The sequence below is a fragment of the Agromyces sp. ISL-38 genome (assembly GCF_018613935.1).
Classification (GTDB): Bacteria; Actinomycetota; Actinomycetes; order Actinomycetales; family Microbacteriaceae; genus Agromyces.
The window spans coordinates 1-7403 of record NZ_JAGGPF010000022.1; the positions used below are offsets into that span (position 1 = coordinate 1).

The 7403-nt window shown below is 72.7% G+C and carries 4 protein-coding genes and 1 pseudogene; 3 read left to right on the forward strand and 2 right to left on the reverse strand.

The genetic code is table 11. The features are described from left to right. A pseudogene (locus J7E25_RS17550) lies at window positions 1–880 on the reverse strand (hypothetical protein); the annotation flags it as partial. Between the two features lie 318 nt (window positions 881–1198). Between J7E25_RS17550 and J7E25_RS17555 the strand changes: the two are divergent. Genes J7E25_RS17555 through J7E25_RS17565 form a run of 3 tightly spaced genes read left to right on the forward strand, consistent with a single transcriptional unit; the run spans window position 1199 to window position 6396 of the window. Beyond that, window positions 1199–2620: an MFS transporter gene (locus J7E25_RS17555; protein WP_214871464.1), complete on the forward strand. Its 1422-nt coding sequence runs from the start codon at window positions 1199–1201 to the stop codon at window positions 2618–2620. 48 nt (window positions 2621–2668) lie between these two features. After that, window positions 2669–4783 carry a molybdopterin oxidoreductase family protein gene (locus J7E25_RS17560; protein WP_374196256.1) on the forward strand — a complete coding sequence of 705 codons (2115 nt, stop codon included), beginning with the start codon at window positions 2669–2671 and terminating at the stop codon, window positions 4781–4783. After that, window positions 4780–6396: an FAD-dependent oxidoreductase gene (locus J7E25_RS17565; RefSeq protein WP_214871465.1), complete on the forward strand. Its 1617-nt coding sequence runs from the start codon at window positions 4780–4782 to the stop codon at window positions 6394–6396. Before J7E25_RS17560 ends, J7E25_RS17565 begins: the two co-directional genes overlap by 4 nt. A 68-nt stretch (window positions 6397–6464) precedes the next feature. On the opposite strand, the gene J7E25_RS17570 is transcribed toward J7E25_RS17565, so the two are convergent. Next, the coding region (locus tag J7E25_RS17570) for a molybdopterin-binding protein (RefSeq protein ID WP_214871466.1) at window positions 6465–7403 on the reverse strand (939 nt) is incomplete at its 5' end.

Here is a 7403-nt window from a genome sequence, read left to right on the forward strand (position 1 = left end):
AGGCGTCGCCGACCGCCGCGCCGAGGGCGGCTGCGGCATCCGCATCCTCCTGCCGGTCGCGCTCGCGGCGCCCCTCGACGAGCTCTGCGCCGAGCAGCGCCGCCGCGTCCGCCGCCTCGGCCTGCGCCGACGCGAGCTCGAGCTCGATGCCTTCGATCGCGGCGAGGTCGCGGGCCGCCCGCTCGAGCCGGTCGGTTGCGAAGGCGAGCCGCTCGGCTGTGGGCTGCGAGGCCGCGATGCCACGTTGCGCCTCGGCGAGCGCTGCACCGGCGTCGGCGAGCGCGGCATCGACGCGCACGGATGACGCGTGCACCCCCGCGAGCGCCGACGGCGCGAATCGCGTGGCGAGCCGGTCGAGTGTCGCATGCGCCTCGTCGCGCCGGCGGCCGAGCTGCTCGGCGTCGTCGCGGAGTGCCGGCACATCGGCGCTCGCGCCGCGCTCGGCCCGGCGCCTGGCGGCGAGCGCGGCATCCGCTTCGTCGATCGCACGGAGCGCCGATCGGCAGAGCCCCTCGATACGGGCGCTCCACGTGCGCCGTTCGGCGGCCGAATCGGGTTCGGCGTCGTCGAGTCGCTGCTGCAGCAGGAACGCCTCGCGGAGCCAGCCGCGAGCGCGCGTGACGGCAGTGCGCACCTCGCGTGCCGCGGCCTCGCCGAACTGCGCCTCGGCGAACGCCACCTCGTGCTCGGCCTCGCGCGTCGCGTTGTCGGCCTGCACGATGAGGCCCTTCGCGCGCACCTCGAGCTCCCGCGCCCCCCTCAGCGCCAGCCGCTCACGGCGCACGCCGAGCCGCCGGAATCCCACGACCGCCCCGGCGAGGAGCACGCCCGACATCGCGAACACGACCACGGAGGGCAACCACCAGAGTGCGTCGGGCATGTGCGGGATTCTAGGCCGTCGAGGTCGCAAGCGGCTGGGCGGCCGGCACCGGCCGCGCGCCCGCGACCTCCGCGAGCGAGTTCGAGGAAACCTCGAAACGGTACATCCGCGTCACGCGCACGATACGTCCGCGAAATCTCCGGACCGCACACTTGCCAGAGCAAATGTAACAGGCATGTGAACACGGACTAACAACCGGGCGCTGTGAGAAGTGACGACTCAGTGACCGAACCTTTACCTCGCACGGCGAGCGCGGAAACACGGCGCGAATAGCGTCCGTGTTGTCCGAGTTCCCACATCGCTCCCCCGGAGGCTCCTATGGCACTCACCACCGAACCCAGCACCACGCCCCCCGGCGCCCCGGCCTCGACCGGCGCCGCGACCAGTGAGCTCGTCCACCGGCCAGGCCGCTGGATCGACAACTGGAACCCAGAGGACACCTCGCAGTGGAACCTTGTGGGGCGTGCGATCGCCAAGCGCAACCTCGGCTGGTCGATCTTCGCCGAGTTCCTCGGCTTCATCGTCTGGCAGCTCTGGAGCGTCGTCGTCGTCTCGCTGCCCGCAGTGGGCTTCAACTTCGACACGGGGCAGACGTTCTGGCTCATCTCGATGCCGGCGCTCGTCGGCGCGACCCTGCGCATCCCCTACACCTTCATGGTGCCTCGCTTCGGCGGCCGCAACTGGACGATCGTCTCGGCCGGGCTGCTGCTGATCCCCGCGATCGGGCTCGGTCTCGCCGTGGCCAACCCCGAGACGCCCTTCGGCGTCATGCTCCTCGTCGCGGCATTCGCCGGCTTCGGCGGCGGCAACTTCGCGAGCTCGATGGCGAACATCACCTTCTTCTTCCCGCAGCGTGAGAAGGGCTGGGCGCTCGGGCTCAACGCGGCCGGCGGCAACCTCGGGGCATCCGTGGCCCAGTTCGTCGTGCCGATCGCAATCACGATCGGTGCAGCGGCCACCCTCAACCTCTCGCTCGCCGGGTGGCTCTGGATCCCCCTCATCATCGCGGCGATGGTGGGCGCGTACTTCTTCATGGACAACCTCTCGAGCGCGAAGGCCGACATCGCAGGCTCGCTCGCCGCGGTGCGCGAACCGCACATGTGGATCCTCGCCGTGCTCTACATCGGCACGTTCGGCTCCTTCATCGGCTTCGCGAGCGTGTTCCCGAAGCTCATCGCCGACCAGTTCCCCGACTTCTCGACCATCCAGGTCGGCTCGGCCGGCGTCGGGCTCGCCTTCCTCGGCGCGCTCGTCGGATCGCTCGCCCGTCCCTTCGGCGGCAAGCTCGCCGACCGCTTCGGCGGGGCCCTCATCACGGTCGTCACGTTCGGCGTCATGGCGCTCGGCGCGACGCTCGTGCTGCTGACGCTGCCTGCCGCGAACTTCTGGCTCTTCCTCGGCTGCTTCCTGCTGCTCTTCGTCGCGAGCGGCGTCGGCAACGGCTCGACCTACCGGATGATCCCCACGGTCTTCGCGGCCCGAGCGGGCACGGCGAACGCCCACGAGAACGCGGCGGATGTCGGCACGCAGCGCAAGGCGGCCGCGGCCCTCGGCATCATCTCGGCGGTCGGCGCCTACGGCGGCTTCGCGATCCCGCAGGTGCTCAGCGCCGCCAAGACCGGCACCGGCAGCTACGACGCCGCCTTCATCGGCTTCATCGTCGCCTACGTGGTGTTCGCGGCCATCACGGCCTTCTTCTACCTGCGCCGCTCCTCCTCGGTGGCGGGGCAGCGCATCTAGCACCAGCAGCACCAGCACCATGACCCCGATCCACCTGGAGCACCACTCGTGACCATCGCCTCCGGCGTCGCCGACACCCATTGCCCGTACTGCGCCCTGCAGTGCGCCATGACGGTGACGGCGGCGCCGGATGCGGCTGCGCCCGGCCCCGCTGCCACGATCGCCGGGCGGTTCTTCCCGACGAACCGCGGCGGCCTCTGCAAGAAGGGCTGGACCTCGGCGGAGCTGCTCGGCTCGGCCGAACGGCTCACGAGCCCGCTCCGCCGCCGGGCCGACGGCGGCTTCGACGAGATCAGCTGGCATGAAGCGCTCGACGAGCTGGCAGAGACCCTCCGCCGGAGCCGCGCCGAGCACGGCGCCGACTCGGTGGGCGTGTTCGGCGGCGGCGGGCTCACGAACGAGAAGGCGTACCTGCTCGGCAAGTTCGCCCGCGTCGCGCTCGGCACGTCGCGCATCGACTACAACGGCCGCTACTGCATGTCGTCGGCGGCAGCAGCCGGCAACCGCGCCTTCGGCGTCGACCGCGGACTGCCGTTCCCGGTGACCGACCTCGACGACGCCGACACCATCCTGATCCTCGGCTCGAACGTCGCCGAGACCATGCCGCCCTTCATCGGCCACCTCGAGGGGGCTCGAGCCGCCGGCGGGCTCATCGTCGTCGACCCTCGCGTGAGCGCGACCGCACGACTCACGCACGACGGCGGCGGGATGCACCTGCAGCCCACGCCCGGCAGCGACCTCGTGCTCCTGCTCGGGCTCATCCACATCGTCATCGCCGAGCACCTCGTCGATGAGGAGTACGTGGCCAGGCGCACCGTCGGTGCCGCGGGCCTCGCCCGGAGCGTCAGCCAGTGGTGGCCCGAGCGTGTGCAGGAGCACACGGGCGTGCCGGCCTGGGAGCTCCGCGCCGTCGCGCGCCGCCTGGCCGCGAGCAGCGGCAGCTACATCCTCACCGGCCGCGGCGTCGAGCAGCACGTCGACGGCACCGACACCGCGACCGCGGCGATCAACCTCGCGCTCCTCCTCGGCCTGCCCGGCACCGGACGATCCGGCTACGGCACCCTCACCGGACAGGGCAACGGCCAAGGCGGTCGCGAGCACGGCCAGAAGGCCGACCAGCTGCCGGGCTACCGCAAGATCACCGACCCCGACGCCCGCGCTCACGTCGCCCGCGTGTGGGGCATCGATCCCGATTCCCTCCCCGGCGCCGGCCTTCCCGCCGTGCAACTGCTCGCCTCCCTCGGACAGCCCGACGGCGTGCGCTGCCTGCTCGTGCACGGCTCGAACCTCGTGATCTCCTCGCCCGACGTCGCGGCGGTGCGCGCCGGCATCGAACGGCTCGACCTGCTCGTCGTCTGCGACTTCTTCTTCACCGAGACGGCGTCGCTCGCCGATCTCGTGCTGCCCGTCACGCAGTGGGCCGAGGAGGAGGGCACGATGACCTCACTCGAGGGCCGCGTCCTCCGCCGCCGAGCCGCTCTCGCGCCGCCCGCCGGGGTGCGCGACGAGCTCTGGATCCTCAGCGAGCTCGCGCGGCGGCTCGACGCCCCCTCGACCTTCAGCGACAAGCCCGAGGAGGTCTTCGAGGAGCTGCGCCTCGCCTCAGAGGGCGGCCTCGCCGACTACTCCGGCATCAGCTACGAGGCACTCGACCGGGGCGAGGAGGCCTACTGGCCGTACCCGCGCGGCTCCGACGGCACCCCACGGCTCTTCCTCGACCAGTTCGCGCACCCCGACGGACTCGCACGCATCGTTCCCGTGCGCCCCTCCGCCAAGGCCGAACCGCTGCACCAGGGCGGCGCGCTCACGCTCATCACCGGCCGCTTGCTGGAGCACTACCAGTCGGGCGCGCAGACCCGGCGCGTCGACGAGCTCCAGTCCGCCCAGCCCGAGGCACGGGTGCAGCTGCATCCGGCGACCGCCTCCCGGCTCGGCATCGAAGACGGCGGCTGGATCGAGCTCGAGACGGCGCGCGGCACGGCCCGGGGTCGAGCCGCCGTCACGAGCGACATCCGTCAAGACACGGTCTTCATGCCCTTCCACTTCCCCGGCGACCAGACCGCGAACCTGCTCACGCTGTCGGCCACCGACCCGATCTCGGGAATGCCCGAGTTCAAGACCGCCGCGGTGCACGTGCGCCCGATCCCGGAGGCGATCTCATGACCACCCCCCTTCGCGTGCTCGTCGTGGGCTTCGGCCCCGTTGCGGCGCGATTCGCCGAAGACCTGCTGCCCGCGCTCGAGTCGGGGGCGATCGAGCTCACGATCGTGGGTGCCGAGGCATCCGACGCCTACAACCGCGTGCTCGTCGCCGAGTACGCCGTGGGCCACGCGACGCTCGCCGGAATGGAGATCGCCGACACCGTCGCCTTGCGCGCGGCCGGGACGCGAGTGCACACCGGGGTCGCGGTGCGATCCATCGATCGCCGGGCCCGCACCGCGACGCTGAGCGACGGCTCCGTCGAGACGTGGGACCGCCTCGTCTTCGCGACCGGCGCCCGGGCCCTCATCCCGCCGCTCGGCGGCCTCGAGCAGTCCCGCCTCATGAACGACCGGGAGCGCGAAGCCCTGCTGCTCCGGGCAAACGACCAGGAGCTCGCCGACGGGGTCACCGCGCTGCGCGACCTCGCCGACGCCGACGCGGTGCGTCTCGCGGTGCGTGACCGGCGCCGCGTCATCGTGCTCGGTGCGGGCGTGCTCGGCCTCGAAATCGCGCTCGCCGCCGCTCGCGAGGGGGCCGACGTCTGCGTCGTGCACACCGGCGGATTCCCGATGGGCCGCAACCTCGACCATGGCGCAGGGCACGTGCTCACCGCCGCGGCTCGCGCGGCCGGCGTCAGCCTCATCGCGCACAGCCGCATCGAAGACGTGGTCTACACCCATGACGAACAGGGCAGGGCCCACTTCGACGCGCTGCTCTCCTCCGACGGCAAGATGATCCACGGCGACCTGCTGATCCTCTCGTGCGGCGTGCGGGCCCGCACCGAGCTCGCCCGCAGCGCACGCCTGCCCGTGGCATCCGGCATCCTCGTCGACAGCGACCTCTCGAGCTGGGGCGACGCCGACGTGTTCGCGATCGGCGATTGCGCCCAGGTGCTCGCGAAGCCCGACGAGCTCATCGACCTCGAGAGTGCGCCCGGTGCTCCGTCGGGGCTCATCGGGCCCGGGTGGCGCCAAGCCGAGTGGCTCGCCGTACGGCTGCGCGCCGAGGTCGCTGGGCTCCCCGCGCCCGAGCCGCTGCCGATGGAGTCGCCGTCGGTCGTCACACTGAAGGCCGAAGGCGTCGATGTCGTCGCCGCGGGCGACGTGTCACCCGAGCCGTGGGACGACGACCCGGTGACGACCGGCGCACCGCGTCGCGTCGCCCAGTGGGCCGACCCCGAGCACGGCCGCTACGTGAAGCTCGTGACCCGCGACGGCGTGCTCGAGGCGATGGCGTGCGTCGGGATGCCGCGCACCGCGGCCGAGCTCACCCTGCTCTACCAGCGGCGCGGCGAGCTGCCGGCCGACCGATCGGTGCTGCTGCGTCACGACGGGCCCGACCACGTCGCGGCGGCGGCATCCGACGACCCGGCCGCAACCGTCTGCTGGTGCAACGGCGTCAGCGCCGGGCGCATCACCGAGGTCGCCGCCGAGGGCCACACGACCGTCGAGAGCGTCGGTGCGTGCACGCGAGCCGGCACCGGATGCGGCGGCTGCAAGTCGCGCATCGGAGAGCTGCTCGAGGCCTACCTCGAGTCGAGTGCGGAAGCGGGCGCCGAAGAGGTCGCGGTCTGAGCCTCGGGCGGGCTGGCGCGCCTGAGGCCTCACCGCGATAGCGTCAGCCCTGCGTCATCACCGCTGCGTCACCACGGCAGCGGCAGCGCCGCGATGCGCTCGCCTCGGTGCGCGCCGCCGATCGGCACGATGAGCAGGCCCTCTGCGTCGGCGAGGCCGCGGAGCATCCCCGATCCCTGCCGCTGCGTCGGAACCGCACCGGCGGGCTCCCGGCGATAGGCGACGAAGCGCGTCACGCGCGCGCCCGCGAGGTCGACGGCGAGCTCGACGTCGTGCTGGAGCGCGGCGGGCCGGCCGAGCATGCCGTCGAGGAGCGGCACGCCGAGCACGATGAAGGCGACCATCGCCGCCATCGGGTTGCCGGGCAGGCAGAGCACGGCGCGCTCGTCGTCGAGCCGGGCGAGCATCGTCGGATGCCCCGGCCGCATCGCGATGCCGTCGAGCTCGAGCTCGGCCTCTGCCGCCTCGAGCGCGGCCCGCAGGTGGTCGGAGGCGCCGCGAGCGGTGCCGCCCGTGCAGATGAGCAGCCGCCCGTGGCCCGCACGCAACGCATCGACGGTGGCGTCGAGCCGGTCTGGCACGCGCTCAACGGAGCCGACGTCGGCGCCGAGCGACGTGATCAGGCCCGGAAGCTGCACGCCGTAGGCGTCGCGCACCGAGCCCGGACTCGGGATGCCGCGGGTCACGACCTCATCGCCGAGGAACGCGAGGTCGACCACGGGCCGTTCGCGAACAGTCAGGAGATCGTGCCCGGCGACGGCGGCGAGCGCGAGGCGCGGCGGGGTGAGCACCGCGCCGGCGGTGATGAGGATCTCGCCGGCGGCGCTCTCCTCGCCCGCGGGGCGGATGTGCTCGCGCACTCGGGGTTCATCGGCCCGCGCGTCGGGGCCGCGCTGCAGGAGGCCGTCGGCGACGACTCCGTGCTCGGTGCGCAGCACTCCGACCGCACCCGACGGCGTGGGCGCTCCCGTGGCGATCGGGCGGGCGTGCCCCGCAGCGAGCGGCCC

What these genes read in the sequence shown, in the direction of transcription:
- J7E25_RS17555 (WP_214871464.1), top strand. Translation starts at nt 1,199, where the DNA reads ATGGCACTCACCACCGAACCCAGCACCACGCCCCCCGGCGCCCCGGCC.
- J7E25_RS17565 (WP_214871465.1), top strand. Translation starts at nt 4,780, where the DNA reads ATGACCACCCCCCTTCGCGTGCTCGTCGTGGGCTTCGGCCCCGTTGCG.